This is a genomic window from Chondromyces crocatus, assembly GCF_001189295.1.
Taxonomy (GTDB): domain Bacteria; phylum Myxococcota_A; class Polyangia; order Polyangiales; family Polyangiaceae; genus Chondromyces; species Chondromyces crocatus.
In genome coordinates, this window is record NZ_CP012159.1 from 4,099,489 (window position 1) to 4,118,380 (window position 18,892).

The 18,892-nt window shown below is 69.0% G+C and carries 11 protein-coding genes; 5 read left to right on the forward strand and 6 right to left on the reverse strand.

The features are described 5' to 3' along the window. Positions 1–195: 195 nt before the first annotated feature. Positions 196–3,216, reverse strand: a complete 3,021-nt coding sequence (locus CMC5_RS15225; protein WP_050431113.1) for a beta-propeller domain-containing protein — start codon at positions 3,214–3,216, stop codon at positions 196–198. A gap of 430 nt (positions 3,217–3,646) precedes the next feature. On the opposite strand from CMC5_RS15225, the gene CMC5_RS15230 reads away from it, so the two are divergent. Next, positions 3,647–5,161, forward strand: coding sequence for a serine/threonine-protein kinase (locus tag CMC5_RS15230; protein WP_050431114.1), 1,515 nt, complete (start codon positions 3,647–3,649; stop codon positions 5,159–5,161). Positions 5,162–5,295: 134 nt separating this feature from the next. Here CMC5_RS15230 and CMC5_RS44525 read toward each other — a convergent pair whose 3' ends face one another. From CMC5_RS44525 to CMC5_RS15255, 5 genes are all read right to left on the reverse strand, one after another. Then, entirely contained in the window at positions 5,296–6,210 is a 915-nt protein-coding gene (locus CMC5_RS44525; RefSeq protein ID WP_050431115.1) for a plastocyanin/azurin family copper-binding protein, read from the reverse strand. A 243-nt stretch (positions 6,211–6,453) separates the two neighbouring features. Beyond that, positions 6,454–8,205: an arginine--tRNA ligase gene (gene argS, locus CMC5_RS15240; protein WP_050431116.1), complete on the reverse strand. Its 1,752-nt coding sequence runs from the start codon at positions 8,203–8,205 to the stop codon at positions 6,454–6,456. A gap of 100 nt (positions 8,206–8,305) precedes the next feature. Further along, entirely contained in the window at positions 8,306–10,369 is a 2,064-nt protein-coding gene (locus CMC5_RS15245) for a hypothetical protein (RefSeq protein ID WP_050431117.1), read from the reverse strand. 220 nt (positions 10,370–10,589) lie between these two features. Next, entirely contained in the window at positions 10,590–11,366 is a 777-nt protein-coding gene (locus CMC5_RS15250; RefSeq protein ID WP_050431118.1) for a glycerophosphodiester phosphodiesterase, read from the reverse strand. Then, positions 11,363–12,388 (reverse strand): DHH family phosphoesterase, encoded by a 1,026-nt coding sequence (locus tag CMC5_RS15255; protein ID WP_050431119.1) that lies wholly within the window; start codon positions 12,386–12,388, stop codon positions 11,363–11,365. The genes CMC5_RS15250 and CMC5_RS15255 overlap by 4 nt, the downstream gene beginning before the upstream one ends. Positions 12,389–12,534: 146 nt before the next feature. Between CMC5_RS15255 and CMC5_RS15260 the strand changes: the two genes are divergently transcribed. From CMC5_RS15260 to trmFO, 4 genes are all read left to right on the forward strand, one after another. Next, on the forward strand, positions 12,535–13,389 hold the full coding sequence (locus tag CMC5_RS15260) for a hypothetical protein (RefSeq protein WP_050431120.1): 855 nt from the start codon (positions 12,535–12,537) through the stop codon (positions 13,387–13,389). 68 nt (positions 13,390–13,457) lie between these two features. Then, positions 13,458–14,495 carry a DNA-processing protein DprA gene (locus CMC5_RS15265; protein WP_050431121.1) on the forward strand — a complete coding sequence of 346 codons (1,038 nt, stop codon included), beginning with the start codon at positions 13,458–13,460 and terminating at the stop codon, positions 14,493–14,495. A 147-nt stretch (positions 14,496–14,642) separates the two neighbouring features. Then, positions 14,643–17,306: a type I DNA topoisomerase gene (topA, locus tag CMC5_RS15270; RefSeq protein WP_050431122.1), complete on the forward strand. Its 2,664-nt coding sequence runs from the start codon at positions 14,643–14,645 to the stop codon at positions 17,304–17,306. Between the two features lie 17 nt (positions 17,307–17,323). Continuing rightward, entirely contained in the window at positions 17,324–18,688 is a 1,365-nt protein-coding gene (gene trmFO, locus CMC5_RS15275; RefSeq protein ID WP_050431123.1) for a methylenetetrahydrofolate--tRNA-(uracil(54)-C(5))-methyltransferase (FADH(2)-oxidizing) TrmFO, read from the forward strand. The last annotated feature ends 204 nt before the right edge of the window (positions 18,689–18,892 follow it).

Sequence of the window (18,892 nt, forward strand, 5' to 3'; positions counted from 1 at the left end):
GGAGGCGGGCCAGGGGCGCGTCAAGGAGGGGGTGAGGTTCCATCGCGGCAGGGCCTCGGAGAGGTCACCGTACCCGCCGCTGCGTGGGCAGCGCAAGCCCGCTCTCGGGGCTGCATGGTCAGGGGAGGGGAGAAGAGCGCGTTCGGTGACGTGACGTCGAACGAGGGGGCGGGCGCCCCCTCGGAGGAGGCGTGCTCAGTTGCCGAGGTCGACGACTTCGAGGCCGTACGTGCCGAGCGAGCAGAGCGCCTTGTGGTTGGAGATCGTCACGTGGTCGGGTGAGGAGCGCATCTCGGCTGCTTGCTCGAACGAGAGCGCGTCGAAGTCGGTCGAGTCGAGCGTCCACAACCCGGCCGGCGACCAGCTCGAAGCGACGAGCTTCTTCCCGTCGACGGCGATGGGCATCATGTACCCGGCTTCCTCGGTGGCGAGCTCGGCGACCTGGAGCGCGCCAGCGCGGATGCCACCCACGGCGAAGATCTTCGAATCCGAGCCGTAGTAACCCGAGTCGTTATACCAGCTGTAGTTGTTGGCCATGCTGAAGACCCGGTCATCGCCGACCACCACGCCGGTGAGCTGGGTACCATCGGGGATGGGGTGCGAGTCCAGCAGGGTCGCCAGGTTGTTCTCGATCTCGGTCACCTTGAAGGCGCGGCGGATCGCGATGCAGGTCCCCTTCCCGGTCCACTGATCCCGGTTCTCGGGCTCGAAGAGAGAGTCCCAGCCGTGGTTCCGGTAGCAGGTCTCGTAGTCGATGTTGGTGTACGTGAGGCGCTGGTAGTCCACGGTGAGCAGCCTGTTGGTCGTGGCGTCGAACGACATCAGCGAGCCGGGCACGTTCACGGGCGGCAGCGAGATGGGGATCGACGGGACCCCGACGTTGACGCGGTCGAGGTAGAAGCGCGCCTTCGTGTCGTCATCGGGCAGCGGCACCCAGTGCGAGAGCATCACCGTCGTCCCCTCCGCGCGCAGCGCAGAGTGTCCGCTGGCTTCGGGCAGCGCCACGGTCGCGACGTGCGTCGGCTGGCCAGGGTTGCTCAGATCGACGACTTCGAGCCAGCCGGGGCTGAGCTGGGGCGCATTGAAGCCACCCAGATCGTAGTCATCGTAGTAGTCGTACGGGTAGTTGTTCCTGGACTGCGCGTTGGAGCGGCGGAAGACGAGCGCGTTCCCGGCCTGCACCACCATGTCACCCGACTGCACGATGGGCTCGTAGTAGCTCCACAGATCGGTCTGCGACAGCGGGACCTGCGTCTCCCCCCCGATGACGGGGTTCGCGGGATCGGTCACGTCCACGGAGAGGATCCGCGCCGACGTGCCCATGTCGGAGGGCCACACCAGGTACAGGTGTTGCCCGTGTCCGAAGAGCCGCGCGTTGTACAGGCCGTAGCCGTAGCACCCGCCTTGGGTCACGCTCGACAGCTCGACGCGTCCGATCGGGTCGGCCCGATCGGGCGTCGCTGCAGGGACCAGATCGATGCGCGCCTCGCTCGTCCACCAGTCGGCGCTGAGGCGGGCCACCAGGTTGCCCACCTGCACGGACTGGTTGGAGATGGTCGCCAGCGCCTTCGAGACGACCGGCTGGGGCGTGTCACGGTTCGCGATGTTGAAGGTGCGCACCTCGGCGTCGGAGACGGCGAAGAGGCGCCCGTCGCTGACGAAGGCGCGGCGCGCCTGGCCGTGTGACGAGGCCACACCACGCTTGGTCAGCGAGTTCTGCGTGAAGTCGACGAGCTGGATGCCGCTCTCGTACGAGCCGCAGCCGTACTCGTTGTCTCCGTAGCTCCAGCCCGAGTAAGGCACGAGGATGAGGCCGAGCTGATCGATGATGGTGAACGCCTTGTGGATCCGGTCCTGATCCTCGGCGAAGTTCGACCAGTCACCGCCGAACGCGACGCGGTTGATCATCGTGGGGTTGCTGAGATCGGAGACGTCGAACAGCGAGACGTGGAGCGAGCCTCCCGACTGCGCCTGATCGAAGCCGAGCGCCAGGATCCGGTCGCCACGAGGCTCCATGTGGTGAACCCAGCCCGGCATCTCCAGCTCGCCCATCTGGACGGGGTTCGTGGGATCGCTCAGATCGATGGTGAACAGCGGGTCCGTCTGCTCCGCGGTGATGGCGTAGCCGCGCTCGCCGTCGAAGCGCACGGAGCGCAGCGTCTCCGGCCTGGGGAGCACGAGATCCTTGTAGCCGAGCGGCTGCAGGTTCTGCGACGAGATGATGTTGAAGGTCTGCACCGCGGGCACGTCGCCCGACCACCACATGCCGGGCTGGCTGATCACGCGGAGCACGCCGTCATGCTCGTCCATCTGCCAGCGGTTCTCGATCTGGCCCTTGGCCTGGACGGTCGTCCCGAGGACGAGATCGCCTTGCGGATCGGAGATGTCGACCACCTGGATGGTCGAGTGGCCTTCGCCGCTTCCGTTCCACTCGATGCCGGCCACGTACATCCTCTCGGAGGTCGCCGACACGCTGCGGTGCCAGCCGTAGCCCCACTCGTCGTTGTCCGAGAAGCTCAGCTCGTCGACCTTGGCGATCGCGGTGGGGTTGCCGACGCGGATCGAGGTGATGGTGGTGTTGCGCTGGTTGTTCTCGCAGCCCCAGCAGTAGCCATTCTGGTACGACACCGCGTAGAGCACGTCGCCGACGATGCGCGAGTCGGAGACCGCGCCCGCCAGATCGAAGCTGCCGAGCTGCATGATGTTGCTCGGATCCTCGACGTCGAGCGCCTCGATGTGGCTCGAGGTCTCCCAGCTGTACGACCCGTCGGCCGCGTTCCAGATGTACTGGCCCCACTCGTTGAACATCGCGTAGACGACGCCGTCGCGCAGGTACATCTCGAAGGGGGTGCCCTGGTTGGCGGAGTATCGTCCCAGCAGCGTGAGCTGGTCGGGGACCGAGATGTCGATGATGCTCAGGCCTGCGTACTGCGAGAGCGCGTAGAGCTTGCCCTCGTGGATCTGGATGATGTCGGCTTCCGCGATCGCACGATCGGCGCCGTTGCCCGCACCATCGTCTGCCGAAGGCGCGCCGAACCCGCCAGCGCCCGTGTTGCCTTCGGAGTCTTCATTGTTCGAGTCGCTGGAGGCCTTGGGGTTGTCGGAGATGAAGTCGTGCGGATCCGTGGCGCCGCCCTGGCAGCCGACGAGGCCAGCACCTGCGGCGGCGATCAGCACCGCTGCACATTCAAGAAAAGCTCGGTTGCGAAGTTTCATGTCTCGCTCCGGAGAGAGGTTGCGTGACGGACTGCGACGAAGTGGGCCGATGCACCCGGACGCGGACAGCGCCATCGTGCTCGGGTCACGGTGTGCCTCTATGCATGAGGCAGGCCACAGGCCGATACGCGGGAAAAGCGCTGGCTTCAGCACCTTGTGCCATGAGCCATGTGCCATGTTGTGCAAGTCACTGGGCGACCCGGTCAGGCGGTCGGCGCTGAGAGGCCGAGACGTCGGGGAGTTCGGCTCGGAGAAGCCCGTGGAGATGGGACGGATGGGTCGATGGGGGATGATGGGGGATGATGGGATGATGGAAGGTCGACCCGTGAGGCGCGCTGGTTCACCCGTCGCTCGACGGTTCTCCGGGGCTCCGTGGACGTCGGGGCGTGGCTGATCTACGACGGGCGGAGCAAGGAGGGGCCGCTGTCGCATGGATATCGGGGCGGGCGGGATCATCGGCAGCAAATACCGGCTGGAGCGCCCGCTCTCGCGCGGTGGGATGGGCGCTGTGTGGGCCGCGCGCCACATCGCCCTGGAGCAGGCCGTCGCGATCAAGCTCATGGAGCCCGAGCTGGCTCAGCGCGCCGAGTTTCGTGAGCGCTTCAACCGGGAGGCCCGGGTCGTCGCCCGTCTGGAGTCGCCGCACGTCGTCCAGGTGAAGGATTTCGGGGTAGAAGACGAGATCCCCTACCTCGTGATGGAGCTGCTCCGCGGCGAGGACGTGGGCCGAAGGTTGCGGCGCGTGCAGCGGTTAGGTTTAGCCGAGACGGTGCGGATCGCTGGCCAGGCCGCGAAGGCCCTGCGCTGCGCGCACGACGGGGGGCTCGTTCACCGTGACCTCAAGCCCAGCAACCTGTTCATCGCCCACGTCGGGGGCGAGGAGTGCCTCAAGATCCTCGATTTCGGCATCGTCAAGGTGACCAGCGGGACGCTCTCGGGGGGCGTCACGAGGACGGGGGAGCTGCTCGGGACGCCGTTCTACATGAGCCCGGAGCAGGTGCGCGGCGACAAGGGCCTCGATCTCCGGAGTGATCTCTGGTCGCTGGCCGTGATCCTGTTCGAGCTGGTGACGGGCAGGCGCCCCTTCGACGGCGACAACTTCGGCGCCGTGCTGGCGCGGATCCTGGTCGACCCACCACCGCTGGCGACGGCCTGGGCGCCTGATTTGCCAGCGACCCTCGATGGCTTCTTCGCCAGAGCGCTGTTGCGGGACCCAGGTGAGCGGTTCCAGTCGGCCATGGAGCTGGCGATGGCATTCCGAGCTGCGGTGGAGGTGAACCCTCGTGATGCCGCGTTCTCGGTGAGCCAGCTCCCGATGTCGTGGCCCAGCCTGCCGCCTGGACCGGCGACGCCGAGCAGCATTCAGGCTGGTGCGGCCTCGATCCTCCCGGGGCCGGGGCGTGAGGGCACGCCGAGTGCCGTGGCGATGCCGGTGGATCAGAGGTCGACCGTTCAGCGCTGGGCACTCGTGCTGGGGGCTCTGGCGGTCGGGAGCGGATTGACGGCGGGGCTCCTGTTCTCGCTGCGCGCGATCGAGCAAGAGGAAGAGGGCATGGCGGCTCGTGAGGGGCGTCAGAAGGCCAGCGCGACGGTGAATGCTGCGGTTCTCGGAGCGTCTTCGGGGGCGGTGGCTCCAGGTGATGCGCCGGCAGGTGAGGGCGAGAACGATAGTTTGCCAGCGGTCCATGGATCGCCAGAGGAGGCCCCCGCCGAGGCGATGGTGCTCGGATCGCCCACGGCGAGCGCAGCATCCCCGCGCACCACGCCCAGGTCGACGGCATCGGTGCCGATCAAGGCTCCTGGTCGCGTGCATCCTCCGACATCGCTCCCGGGAGCCGAGCGGAAGCCGGCTGGGGGACCTTCGTTGGGACCCTCCGTCGCGCCGTCGCCATCGGCGGGAGTGGGGAGCGGCGAAATTCGCGATCCCTGGGAGAACCGCCGCTGATGCAAGGAACGTTGGTGGCTCGCGAGGGCCACCTGCGCAGGGCATCCCGTGGGTGAAGCTCGACAAAAGCAAGCGCGCCGGCCCCCGCGTCTCTTCGACGGGCCGGCGCGTCGTCAGTGCGGTTCAGCTCTGTCTCAGGGGACGATGAACAGCGCGCCCGTCATGCCAGTCAGCGCGTGCGGAACGCAGTAGTAGGGATAGGTTCCGGTGAAGTTCAGCGTGATGATGCGCGACGTGCCCGAGTCCGTCACCGTCGAGAAGGGGCCGGTGGCTGCCGGCACGCGGGTGCCGTTCTCGACGACACCACCCTGTAGCGGATGCGCAGAGAAGCTGCCGCTGATGGTGAGCTCCGTGCCCTGCGAGACCTTGACGCACCTCGGGACGTAGACGGCCCCATTCGCGCCACCAAACTCGATGGTGGCCGTCGACATGAGCGTCCAGTCCAGGGCGTCGTCGGGATTGCAGCCGTTCACATCGGCCACGCACACGCTGCCGTAGCACATGCCGCTCGAGCACTCGGCGTCGGCCGCGCAAGGATCGCCGAGCCCGCCGCTGGAGCCACCGCCCGAGCCGCCGTCGCCCCCAGCACCACCGGAGCCACCCGAGCCACCCGTGCCCCCAGCACCGCCGGAGCCACCCGAGCCACCCGTGCCCCCAGCACCGCCGGAGCCACCCGAGCCACCCGTGCCCCCAGCACCGCCGGAGCCACCCCCGCCGCCAGCAGCGCCCGCGCCACCGTCGCCGCCCGAGCCGCCCATGCCGCCGTGGCCGCCATGGCCGCCATGGCCGCCGGAGCCACCCCCGCCGCCAGCAGCGCCCGCGCCACCGTCGCCGCCCGAGCCGCCGACGCCTCCACCAGCACCACCGTCGCCGCCTCCGGACGTCACGCCATCACCGCCGGTGCCCCCAGCACCACCGGTGCCAGTGCCTGTGTCGACGATGAGCGAGCGATCCGGGGACACGAGGATCTCGCAGCCCGATGCGAGGAACACGAGCGAAGTCGTGCCCGCGGCCAGACCAGCGAGGAGCCAGGGGCTTTTCAGGTTCATGTGTAAGCGTCTCCCAAAATCAGTTCGATGGTGAGTCGGGGCGCCTCCGGCGTCCCGGGGTGCCCAGAACGTCAGACTGACGCGCGTGTGTCAAGTGTCGGGCGGTCTCGAAGGGGCCACGAAGGATGCTCGAGCCCGCTCTGTGTACAGCCATCGTGGTAGGGACCCGCGAGGCTGTTCTCGGTGAGACTTCGGTCGCGGGGCGTGTCGGGTCGAGTGAGGCGTCCGGGGAGCCGAGGCGCGCTACATGCGCTCGGGAGCTTCGATGCCCAGCAGGCCGAGGCCTCGGGCGAGGACGCGCGCGGTGAGATCACAGAGGGCGAGGCGCGAGCGGCGCGCGTCGGCGTCCGGGGCCCGCAGCACGGGACACTGCTCGTAGAAGCTGGTGAAGGCGCCGGCCAGCTCGAAGAGGTAGCCGCAGAGGCGGTGTGGCTCCAGCGTGTCGGCGACCTCCCCGACCACCGCGCCGAACCGAAGCAGCTCCAGGGCGAGGGCGCGCTCGGCGCGCTCCTTCACGACGATCGCGCCGAGCGCTTCGCCCTCGCTCCCCGTCTCGGCCGCGGCCTTGCGGAAGATCGAGCGGATGCGCGCGTGAGCGTACATCAGGTAAGGCGCCGTGTTGCCCTGCAGGGCCAGCATCCTCCCCCAGTCGAACACGTAGTCCTTGATCCGATCGCTGGCGAGATCGGCGTACTTGACCGCTCCGATCCCCACGGCGTGCGCAACCTTGGCGCTGGTCTCGGGGTCGAGTTCGGCGTTCTTCTCGCGCACCACTGCGGAGGCACGGCTCTCCGCCTCTTCGATGAGGGAGAGCAGCTTCACCGTCTCTCCACTGCGGGTCTTGAACATCTTCTTGTCGGGGCCGAGCACCGAGCCGAACGCCACGTGGGTGGTGCGTGCGGGGGTCTTCAGCCACCCGGCCTCCTGCGCAGCCTTGAAGATCATCGAGAGGTGCTGGCTCTGTGGCGAGCCGACCACGTAGAGCACGCGCGTCGCGTGCAGATCGAGGAGCCGGTGGCGGATGGCCGCGAGGTCGGTGGTGGCATAGCCGTAACCGCCGTCCTGCTTGCGCACGATGAGAGGCAAGGGCTGGTCTTCCTTGCCGGTGAAGCCTTCAGGGAAGACGCACAGCGCACCTTCGCTCTCGCGGGTGAGACCGAGACCGGTGAGTTCGGTGAGCACGCCGGGCAGCACGGCGTTGTAGCCGCTCTCCCCCGCCAGGGCGCCATCTCCGAGGGTGATCCCGAGCCGCTCATAGACGGAGTTGAAGTAACGGGTCGAGGCCGCGACCAGGCGTCGCCAGAGCGAGAGCGTCGCCTCGTCGCCGCTCTGGAGCAGCACGACCCGGTGCCGGGCCCGATCGGCAAAGCTGGGGTCCGCATCGAACTTGGCGCGCGCTGCGCGGTAGAACCCGTCCAGATCACGGATCTCGACCGCCTGCGTGTCGCTCTCCGCGGTGGCGGCACCCAGATCCAGCAGATGCTCGATGAGCATGCCGAAGGGGGTGCCCCAGTCGCCGATGTGGTTCTGTCGGATCACCCGGTGCCCGAGGGCCTCGAGGGTGCGGGCGAGGGCATCGCCGATGACGGTGCTGCGCAGGTGGCCGACGTGCATCTCCTTGGCGACGTTCGGGGACGAATAGTCGATGACCACCGTCTCCGGCGCGGGGGAGGGCAGGCCGAGCCGGTCGCTCCCTGCGGTGTCGGCGAGCTCGCGCGCCAGCGCCTCGTCGCGCAGGTGCAGGTTGATGAAACCAGGGCCTGCCAGCTCGACGCGTGTGCAGAGATCGTGGACGTCCAGGTGATCGACGATGGCCTGGGCGACATCACGCGGCGGACGACCGAGACGCTTCCCCAGGGCCATGGCGACGTTCGCCTGGTAGTCCGAGTGCGCGGAGCGGCGGAGGGCGGGGTCGGTTCGGGCGTGCTCTGCACCGAGCGCCGAGGCCAGGGCGGCCTCGAAGCGCTGGGTGAGGGCGATGATGGGGTCGGCCATGCCGCTGTTCTCTACGGCGGCGGCGGCCGGCGTCAACGCAGGAAAGTGGGCGAGGGCGCGGCGGCCAGGCGCCGATCGGCGCTGGCCGCGCGGCGAGGGGTCACTGCGGCGGCGGGATGACGGCCTTCTTGGGCGGGATCAGGAAGTAGACGTCGCGGAAATCGAGCGGCGAGCCGTCGCCCGACACGGTGAGCTTCGCCTTGTAGATCTGCGGCTCGTCCGTCGGCTGGACCGTCGTGTTCTGGAGCACCGGGTGGAGATCCCAGCAGACCGGGATCCCGGGCAGGAGGGTCGGGAAGGCGTCGTTGTACGTATCGCCGTTCGTGTCGATGACCTGGGACACGTCGCTGCAGCCGTTCATGCCCGACACGTTCACCTCGAGGTAGTCGATGAACTGGAGCGCGTTGACCGCGTCGCTGAGCTCGTCCTCGGCCTGGATGGTGACGTTGAGCGGCGAGCCCCGCGCGATGCTGCGGAGCGCGGTCACCGCGTTCGTCACCACCGCGGCGTCGACCGCGAGGTACACGAAGGGGTTCCCGTTCTGGTCCACCGTGCCCGACGCGATGCCGATGTCGCGCGCCACGGTGAACGGCGTTCCGGCGTTGCCGGAGTCGTCGTCCGTACCGTACAGCGAGACGAACTTGATCCCCGCGTTCTGCAGCGCCTGACCCGCGCTGGCCGCCGTGAAGCTGCCGCACTGGCTGCCAGAGCACTGGTTGTCGGCGTCGGTGACCTGCACGTAGATGCGCACCGCGTCCTGGCGGAACCCGGGGCAGCCCACGCCCTGGCCTGCGCAGTTCATGGTGGCGGCGCTGATGTTCGGGCAGAGCGCCGGGTTGGCGATGCAGTGCGGGGGCTGGAACGGTGCCTCGTCCGCGCCGCTCCCGGTGGTGGGGATGGCGTTGGCCGTCGTCACCGGGTTGGACTGCAAGGAGAGGAGGTTCCGGTAGGTGTTCAGATCGCTCCAGCGTCCGACACCCGTCCAGAGATCAGGGATGCAGCCATCGCCGAGCAGCGGGTCGGTGATGCAGGCGTTGTTGAAGCACACTTCACCCGTGCCGCAGTCGCTGTCCACCCCGCAGGAGGTGCTGCTCGACGCGCAGCGGAGCTGGTTGACGATGGCGGGGACGCCCGTGTTGGCGTTCCGCATCGCGGTCAGCTCCTGGGACATCGAGCCCGTGATGTCGAACGCGAAGTACACGTCGGCGTACTGGATGCTCGTCCGGAACTTGAGCGTGTCTTCGGGAGGATCCGTGGGCGCCTGGTACGGCACCACGAAGACGAAGTCTCCGCGTGAGCGGGGGTTGTCGGTCGCGTCGAGCGGGTTCGTCCCCGCGGCGACCTCCACCAGATCGCTCACCCCGTCGCCATCGCTGTCGGAGCTGTAGGGATCGGTCCCGAGCTCGGCCTCGCGCCAGTCGGGGATGCCATCGTCGTCCGAGTCGGGATCGCGGAAGTTCGGGATCCCATCGCCATCGGCGTCGCCATCGCCTTCCACGGAGTCGGGGATGGTGTCGTTGTCGCTGTCGAGATCGTAGCGATCGAGGAAGCCGTCGTAGTCGGTGTCGACGGTCCCCTCGACCACGTCCGAGATGCCGTCGCCGTCGGTGTCGGTCGACATGTAGTCGGGCGTGCCATCGGCGTTGCAGTCCTTCGGAGAACTGGCCGAGTGCGGCGGGTCCTCGAGGCCATTGCCGTCGCAATCCGCCTCTGCGCCGACGATCTCGACGACGTCACCGATGCCGTCGCCGTCGTTGTCGATATCGGCGTAATCACCCGTGCCATTGCCGTCCGTATCGACGGGGGTCTCGGGGTTCGGGCCGGCCTCGATCGCGTCGTCGATGCCGTTGTTGTCCGAGTCGAGGTCCTGGAAGTCGGGCGCGCCGTCGCTGTCCGAGTCCGCAGGCCGTTTGGGGTTCGGGCCGGCCTCGACCGCGTCCGGGATCCCGTCGTCGTCCGAGTCGAGGTCCAGGTAGTCGGGCGTGCCGTCTCCATCCGTGTCGAGGTTGGGTGCACCTTCGACGACGTCGGGAATGCCGTCCCCGTCGGTGTCCGTGTCATCGACGGGCGAGGATCCTCCCTCGCCGCTGGTCGTGCTGGAGCCGTCTTCGTCGCCGCCGCCGCCGCATGCGGAGGCCGTGAAGACGAGAACTGAGAGGGGCAAGACTAGACCGAGCCACGGTCTACGCAGTCGCATGGGAAGGCCTCCGGAGCGCTTGGTGGATCCCGGGTGAGAAGGGAACCCCGATTGATCCACGATCATACGGTAGGCGTGCCCCCGAATGCGCAACCTTCTGAAGCTCGAAATCACTTCTTCAGGCGAGCGGAGGCCATGGGGTGCGGCAATGGCTTCGCACCCCCATGCCGTCGGATCCGGGGTGAGCTCAGGGGGGATGTGTGATGGCCGCGCGCAAGCATCCGGGCCTGTCCGTAATCAGGCCATCGACACCCAAGGAGGCGAGGTCGCGCGCTTCGTCCACATGGTTCACCGTCCAGATGTTCACCAGAAAGCCGCGCCTCTGGAGAGCGCGCAGCCGGTCGGGCGTGGACAGGGTGCGCTCCAGATGCACCGCCATCACCCCGAGCACGGGGGCAACCCGCAGAACGCCCTCGTGGTGATGGTCGCGCGCCACCAGCAAGGCCCGAGGGATGTATGGAAGAAGCAAGCCGAGGGCCGCGAGCATCGGCGGATCGAACGACGAAAGAAGGAGCGCGTGACGTGGATCCCAGGACCGGAGCAGGCGAGCGGTGGCTCGGACCAGGGCCATGCGGTCGGGGACGTCGCGCTTCACCTCCACATTGACCGGGAGGCTGCGGCTCCTGGCGAAGGAGAGGACCTCCGAGAGGAGAGGGACCCGCGCTCCCCCACCCAGATCCACCTGGCGCAGCTCCGCCCACGGCAGGTCGGAGGCGTGCCGAGGATCCTCTCCACGGGTCGAGCGGCCGAGATCTGGGTCGTGCAGCACGACGATCTCGCCCGAGCGGCAGAGGCGCACATCCAGCTCGATCCCGTCGGCCCCCTGCCTCGCCGCCTCCTCGAAGGCGGGAAGGGTGTTCTCCGGAGGTGCCTCGCTCCCGTCCACCGAGCGCACACCACGGTGACCGAGGAGGCGCGGCGGCCCCCCTGCTGGTCGGCGGAGCCGGATCTCCGCAGGGGTCACGGCTCGGGCCCTGGCTGGTTGAGCTCCGCGACCGCCTCCTCGGCGGCTTTCCGAGCCTGCGGCAGCGCCGAGAGCGGGAACGAAGCAGCGCCGACCACGGGATGCCCGCCGCCGCCGTAGCGCTGACAGATGGGCGCGATTTCCCGGTCACGCGGCACGCCGCACCATGGGTTGTAACCGATGCTCAGCTTGTAGTGAGCCTTCTGCCGCGACAGCGTCACCGAGTACACGGCGTCGGGGAACATCGCGTAGGTCATGAACTTCCCCACCGCCACCAGCGGAGCGTCGCTGAGATCGACCATCACCACCCGCCCGATGCGTTTCGCACCGCGCTCGATGCGGGTTGCGAACGTCGCCTGCGCCCGAGCGAGCGGCTGCCACCGCTCCTGCACGTCGGCGTCGCGCGCGACTTCACCCACCGGCCGCTCGATCAGCCGGGGGATGATGGAGGTGAGGAACGGCGCATCCCCGCTGTGCTCCACGACGGACGCGAGCTGCATGATCGGCTCCTCGCGGCTCACCGCCGCCTCGGCCGTGGGGAAGCTGGCCGTGTCGATGACCTCGGCCCAGCTCACGAGGTCGTTCTGGCGCGTCGTGTCGATCCCGTAGCGCTCGCGGCACACATCGGCGATGAGGCGCGTACACGACCCATACGTGGCGTCGTAAAAGACACGCGGCGCCACGTCCGGATCGCGCTCGACCGGACTGGTCAGCGTCTCGGCTGCGCCGGCCAGGGCACCCTCGCGCTCGGCATCCGAACCGAAGCCGGTGACGTGGTGGTCGAAATACCACGTGAGCTTCTTCGTGGGCGTGTAGCGGAAATCGAGGATGGCGTTGTCGTCGCCATCGAGCCAGGCGGGAGGGATCATGCTCATCCCGGGCCCGTAGCCGCACGATCGGTAGCGAAACGAGAGCGCTTGGCCGGCCCGCAGCTCCTGGAGGAGGCGAGTGAACAGCGTCGCGCTCGCCATCCCGTCGAAGCAGTGGCCGTGCGTCGCGACGACAATGTTCCTGGGAGTCATGAGGCTGCTGGTAGCACGGTCGTCGAGCCGTGGCTCGGGGCGGCGACGTGGCCGCCGCGCGACCTCGCGTCTCCGACCGCTGCTCACCCAGCGTGGCGCTGCGCCGGACGCCTGCGCATTCCGGGGCGTCTGGTACCATGAGGCGCATGCCGCGATCGACGCTCCCCCGATGTCCACCTCGCTGGTGGGGCACGCACCCGGGCCCTCTGGCCCTGGTCCTGCTCGCCACGATGGCGCCCGCCTGCGGCGGCGAGGCGCCCAGCAGCGCTCCCCCATACCTGCCTGCCGCCGCCCTCGCCTCGCGCGGCCGTGACACCGGCCGAGATCCAGCGGCGCGGCTGCCTCCCTGGGCGAAAGAGACACCCAGACCCGACCCGGAGGCGCGCGAGATGTTTCTGCGCAACGCCTCCCGGCCGGCGGCATCGCTCGAACCGGCCACCACCCCTCCCAAGGTGACCGCCATCGCCCTGGAGAACACTGCGCGCGGTGAAGCCGCCAGCATGCGAGAAGACGGCGCGCTCCTGGGCGCCACCTTGGCCGAGGGCGAGCGTGCGACGGTCCCGGTGACGCTCGCAGCGGGCGAATGCGCCACGTTCATCGCGCAGGGAGGAATCGGCCTGGTCGAGGTCGATCTCTTCCTGACCGCCGAGGGACGGAGCGAGGACATCTTCGCCCAGGATCTCGAGACGGGTCACATCGCCGTGATCGGCGGGCGCGACGCGTGCTTTTCTCCGCGCGGTGCCGGCGCACTCTCGGCCACGCTCCACGTGCAGGTTCGCCGCGGTGCTGGCGTCGTCCTGGCACGTGGCTACCGCCGGGCGCGGGCCGAGACCCCCGCCACGTCCGCCGCCTCGGCCAGGCCAACCTCGTCCTCCCGAGCGGCGCCTCGGCCTGCAGCGACCGCACCTGCAGCGACCGCGCCTGCAGCGACCTCCCCGGGAAGCACCCCCTCCGCCACGGCCCCGCCCCCTGTGGCCCCGAAGGCGGCTTCGGCGCCATGAGCTGACGTCCCCCTCGTCACGATCAATTCACGCAACTGCGCCCGTGCAGGCCCCGATGGACCAGCACCATGGAGTCGATCTGCCTACCGCCAGGCGCGCCCTCCTATCCTGCCGTCCTCCACGAGCTGATCACGGCGAAGGCGCCCGAGCCGCCCACCCTCTACCTTCGCGGCGCCCTGCCGGCGGCGACCGGGATCGCCATCGTCGGCACCCGCGCTGCGAGCACCGAGGCGCTCGCCTTCACGCGCGCGCTCGCGACGGCCCTCGCGCAGGAGGGGTTCTCGATCTGGTCCGGGGGCGCACGCGGCGTGGACGCTGCCGCGCACGAGGGGGCACTGGACGCGGGCGCTCCGACCGTGCTCGTCGCTGGAGGTGGTCTCTCCCGCCCCTATCCACCCGAACATGCGGCCCTGTTCGAGCGCGTCCTGGCGACGGGTGGGGCTCTCCTCGCGCGCGTCCCTGACGACGCGAGACCCCTCCCGCACCGCTTCCTCCAGCGCAACGCCCTGCTCGCCGCGATGACCGTGGCCACCGTGGTCGTCGAGGCCGCCATCGAGAGCGGTGCGCGATCGACGGCAGCCATCGCCCGACGCCTCGGCCGCCTCGTCCTCGCCGTTCCCCACGCGCCCTGGTATCCGAGGGGGACGGGCTGCCTCGCGGAACTCGACCTCGGCGCCTCCCCCGTGACCAGCGCGCGGGACGTGCTCTCGGCGCTCGGCCGCACGAGCGGAGCGCACTTCGGCGCGGAGGCTCGCCCTCTCTCGCGCGTGCGCACGCGCTCTATACCTCGGGTGCGTCGTTCGTCTACCGGGATTCCGACCTCGGCCTCCCTTGCTGGGACGACGCCCTCGCTCCCGGGTTTCGAGGGGTCCGGCCGATCCGAGCGAGGACTCGAAGCGCGGCCGTCTGCCCCGGAAATGCTCCCCCTCGACGCGGAGGAACAGGCGGTTTTCGACGCGCTGGACGCCCGACCGACCCATCTCGACGAGGTATGCGAGCGGACGGGCCTTGCTCCGCCGAGGGTCGCCGCCGCGCTCTTGACGTTGACTCTCCACGCCGTAGTAGTAGAGGGGCCCGCCGGGTCCTACTGGCGGACTGGTCGTTGAAGAGCCCCTGGGCGAATGGTTTCTCCCAGGGTCCCTCCTCTCCGGCAGCCTGCCCTCGGTGTCGTGCGGCCTGCTTCCTTTCCTGGAACATGAGTCGGATGGACCGCGCTCATGGCTCCGCGTTCTGTTGATGTTCAGTAGGTGGTGATGACCAAGACGCTTGTGATCGTGGAGTCGCCGGCCAAGGCGAAGACCATCAAGAAGTACCTGGGCACCGGGTACGAGGTCTACGCGTCGAAGGGCCACGTGAAGGACCTGCCAAAGAAGCAGGACGCCGTCGATGTCTCCAACGACTTCACGGAGCGATACGAGGTCATCGAGGGGAAAGAGAAGGTCCTGGAAGAGCTGAAGTCCGCCGCCAAGAAGGCGGACGAGGTGCTGCTCGCCACCGACCCTGATCGCGAAGGGGAGGCGATCGCCTTCCACATCCAGGAAGAGATCAAGAGCCCGCGCCTCAAGGTGCAGCGGGTCGAGTTCCACGAGATCACCAAGAAGGGCATCGAGCAGGGCGTCCAGCACCCGCGAGCCCTCGACGTGAACCTCTACGACGCCCAGCGCGCACGGCGCGTGCTCGACCGGATCGTCGGCTACGACGTCTCCGCCCTGGTGTGGTCGAAGCTCGCGTTCGGCCTCTCGGCGGGCCGGGTCCAGTCCGTGGCACTCCGCCTCATCGTCGACCGCGAGCGCGAGATCGGCATCTTCGTCCCCGAGGAGTACTGGAACATCGGCGTCGGCCTCTCTCCCAACCGCCCGGCGGGCGAGAAGAGCGAGCGTCTCGTCGCGAAGGTGGTCTCCGCGGACGGCCGCAAGCTCGAGGTGACGAACGGCGAGACCGCGGCGAAGGTCCGCACCGACCTCGAGAGTGCGAGCTACAAGGTCGCCCGCATCACCCGCCGCGAGCAGCGACGCAACCCGCCTGCCCCGTACACCACCTCCAAGCTCCAGCAGGACGCCACCAGCTACCTGCACTTCGGCACCAAGCGCACGATGCAGATCGCTCAGGCTCTCTACGAGGGCATCGATCTCAAGCGCGACGGCGGTCCGGTCGGTCTGATCACCTACATGCGTACCGACTCGACGCGCGTCAGCGACGACGCCATCGCCGAGGTGCGCCAGTACGTCGGCACCCAGTACGGCAAGGATTTCGTCCCCGAGCGCCCGAACGTCTACAAGTCCAAGAAGAACGCGCAGGACGCCCACGAGGCGATCCGCCCGACCAGCGTCGAGCTGCACCCCGACGCGATCCGGAAGCACCTCAAGGACGAGCAGTACAAGCTCTACAAGCTGATCTGGAACCGCTTCGTCGCGTCCCAGATGATGCCCGCCGTCTACGACCGCACCACGGCCGAGATCGAGGTCACCCCGGCCGCGCCTCCGGCCGCGTTCCGCACCTACCTCGCCCGCGCGAGCGGCCGGATCCTCAAGTTCCCTGGCTGGCTCCAGGTGACCGAGGGACAGCAAGAGTTCGCTGGTGAAGACGAGGCCAACGCCGCCGCCGCAGGCGGAGACGGCGCGGCTGCTGCTCCCGCTGCCGGTGCGCCTGCCGCGGAAGAGAAGAGCACCGAGGCGAGTGCCGCGGCCGAGGAAGACACCGAGGCGCTCCTGCCCGACATGACCGAGGGGGAGCTGCTCCGCATCTTCGCCCCGCCGGGCGTCCTCACCGAGCAGAAGTTCACCCAGCCTCCGCCCCGCTACAACGAAGGCTCGCTCGTCCGTGAGCTGGAGAAGCGCGGCATCGGCCGCCCCTCCACCTACGCCGAGATCATCAGCAAGGTGCAGCAGCGCGCCTACGTCGAGAAGCTCCCGGGCGGCGCCTTCCAGCCCACCGAACTCGGACGCTTCGTGGTCGACGGCTTGGTCCGCTCGAACCTCGACTTCATGGACCCGAACTTCACCGCCCAGATGGAGGAAGAACTCGACGAGGTCGGGGCGGGGAAGGTGATGCGGGTGCAGCTCCTCAAGCGCTTCTACAAGCGCTTCCGCGAGCAACTCGACAGCTCGAAGAAGCTCGCGCCCTGGAAGCCCGAGTCCGAGCGGACGGACATCGTCTGCGAGGAGTGCGGCGCCACCATGCTCAAGAAGTGGGGCAAGAACGGCTGGTTCTTGAGCTGCGAGCGCTACCCCAAGTGCAAGTCGACGCGGAACCTCGACGAGAAGGGCGCCGCCGCCGCCACCACCAAGCCGACCGACATCATCTGCGACAAGTGCAGCAAGCCGATGGTGATCCGGACTGGCCGCTTCGGCGAGTTCCTCTCCTGCACCGGCTACCCCGCGTGCAAGAACGCGCGGCCCATCCCGCTCGGCGTCTCGTGCCCCAAGTGCGGTGGCGAGATCATCGAGATCCGGCCCCGCAAGAAGGGCGGGCGCACCTTCTACGGCTGCTCCAACTGGAACGCCGAGCAGAAGTGCGACTTCAAGCTCTGGCAGAAGCCCGTGCCCGTCCCGTGCCCCAACTGCGACGCCAAGTTCCTCACCCGCTCCGTGGGCAAGCAGCCCATGCTGATCTGCGCCGACAAGGAGTGCGGCTACAAGCGCGAGACCAACGAGGAAGAGCTGGAAGAGCTCTCCGCGTACAAGCCCGGCATGGGCGGTCCCCGCGTCGTCGCCGGTGGCGATCTGGGTGAAGAGGCGGAGGCCGAAGCGTTCGGCAGCCTGCCCGACGACGAAGAGAACGGCGGCGGGAGCGCGGGCGCCCGAGGGGCCAAGAAGAGCGCGGCGGGGGCCAAGAAGGCCCCGGCCACCAAGGTGGCCACCAAGGCCACCAAGGCCACCAAGGCGAGCGCGCGCGCCGGGCGCACCTCGACGAGCTGACGAGACGATCCGAGCGAATGCAGTCCAGCCCTGATCCGAACCCGACCGAGATCCTGATCGTCGGAGGAGGCCTCGCCGGGAGCGAGGCCGCCTTCCAGCTCGCCGAGCGAGGCCACGCCGTTCGCCTCGTCGAGATGAAGCCGCACAAGCGCACGCCCGCGCAGACCGGCGACGGTCTGGCCGAGCTGGTGTGCTCGAACTCCCTGCGCGGCGCCGCCCTCGGCAACGCCGTCGGCCTGCTCAAGGAAGAGCTGCGCCGCGCCGGCTCACTCATCCTGCGCTGCGCCGATCTCACCGCCGTCCCCGCGGGCGGCGCGCTCGCCGTCGATCGCGAGCGCTTCTCCGCCGAGGTCACCCGCGCCCTCTCCGCGCACCCGCGCATCACCATCGAGTCACGCGAGGTCACCGCCATCCCGGCGGAGCGCCCCGTCATCCTCGCCACCGGTCCCCTCACCACTGACGCCCTCGCTGCCGATCTCGAGCGCGCCGTGGGCGCCGAACACCTCGCCTACTACGACGCCATCGCCCCCATCCTCAGCGCCGACTCGCTCGACTGGGACAAGGTCTGGAAGCAGTCTCGTTACGGCAAGGGTGGCGAGGCCGAGTCCGAAGGCGGCGACGACGCCTACGTCAACTGCCCCTTCGACGAAGCGCAGTACCGTGCCTTCGTCCGCGCCCTCGTCGAGTCCGAGAAGGTCCCCGCGCGCGACTTCGAGGAGCCGCGCTACTTCGAAGGCTGCCTCCCCTGCGAGGTCATGGCCGAGCGCGGCGAGATGACGCTCGCCTTCGGGCCCATGAAGCCCGTCGGGCTCGTCGACCCGCGCACCGACAAGCGCCCGTACGCCGTCGTGCAGCTCCGCCAGGAAGACGAGGCGGGCACCGCGTACAACCTCGTCGGCTTCCAGACGCGCATGAAGTACGGCGAGCAGCTTCGCGTGTTCCGGATGATCCCCGGCCTGGAGGAGGCCGAGTTCCTCCGCATGGGCTCCGTGCATCGCAACACCTTCGTCAACGCCCCCGAGCAGCTCGGCCCCGGCATGGAGCTCCTCGCGCGCCCCGGCGTGTTCCTCGCCGGTCAGATCAGCGGCGTGGAGGGCTACGTCGAGAGCGCCGCCGGCGGCCTCCTCTGCGGCCTCCTCCTCGCCCAGCGACAGCGCGGCGAGACCCTCAGGCCGCCGCCGCCCACCACCGCTCTCGGCGGCCTCCTCACCCACCTCACGCGCAAGCAGCCGCGCTACCAGCCGTCCAACATCACCTGGGCGCACGTCGCGCCGCTCCCGCTCGAAGACGGCCAGCGCAAGCTCCGCAAGCGCGCCCGCTACGACGCCATGGCCGAACGCGCGCTTCGCGACATCGACGCCTGGCTCGCTACGCATCCCTGAGCCCTTCTTCCCCGCCATTGCGCGGGCCAGGCCCTGCCTTGCGCGGATCTGGGCGTCCCATCGTGTCCACAGCGCACCCCGCCGGGACGGCATGCACCCCCAGGACGGCGCGTGCCCCTCGGGACTGCGCTCACCCCGCAGAACGGCGCGTGCCCTCGCACGTCCACACGCCGCACGTCCACGATCGCTGGACGTGGCCTTTCA